The organism is Reyranella soli (assembly GCF_007992495.1).
Classification (GTDB): Bacteria; Pseudomonadota; Alphaproteobacteria; order Reyranellales; family Reyranellaceae; genus Reyranella; species Reyranella soli.
In genome coordinates, this window is the sequence record NZ_BKAJ01000404.1 from 1 (window position 1) to 603 (window position 603).

Genomic DNA, 603 nt, shown 5'->3' on the forward strand with positions numbered 1-603 from the left:
TTGGCCCGGAACACATAGACCGTCCCGCAGAACGGATCGCTCCCCATGGCATCGCGCACCAGCGCCGCCAGCCCCTCCATGCCCTTGCGGAAGTCGACCGGCTTGGTCGCCACCATGACGCGGACCGTCCCGGTCGGTCCGATCACAAGGCCTCCTTCAACGCGCGAATCACCGCCGATACGATCGAGACCTTGGCGCCCGCCCCGATCCGCACCCTCACCCCGCCCATATCGAGCTCGATCGCCGCCATAAGTGCGGCTTGCGGCCGTCGCCGGCCATGCGCCGCTGGCAGATCCATTACCGCCGGCACGAAGCTCGGCCCCCCATCGTCGCTCGCCTCGCTCCGCTTGCGCGCTTCGCGCCGCCAACCAAACAACTGCTGTGGTGTCAGCCCATGGCGGCGCGCAACAACCGACACCGCCGCTCCAGGCTCCAGCGTCTCCGCAACGATCCGCGCCTTGTCGTCTACCGTCCAACGACGACGTCCGCCGGCGCCAGTGATCACTTCGATGCGCCGGACCTGGCGCTCGGGCTCAAGCGTAGGTTCAAGTCTAGACACAAGCCGATCCCAACCTCACAGCAGGATCAGCACCATCACAGATC

General features: G+C 66.8%; 2 protein-coding genes. Both read right to left on the reverse strand.

Annotated elements, in window-relative coordinates; translation table 11 throughout:
* A partial coding sequence (tnpB, locus tag RSO01_RS47000; protein ID WP_373868012.1) for an IS66 family insertion sequence element accessory protein TnpB occupies positions 1–116 on the reverse strand: 116 nt, incomplete at its 3' end.
* Positions 117–142: 26 nt separating this feature from the next.
* A complete protein-coding gene (gene tnpA, locus RSO01_RS47005; protein WP_246159279.1) occupies positions 143–559 on the reverse strand; it encodes an IS66-like element accessory protein TnpA in 417 nt (138 codons plus the stop codon).
* Between the last annotated feature and the right edge of the window lie 44 nt (positions 560–603).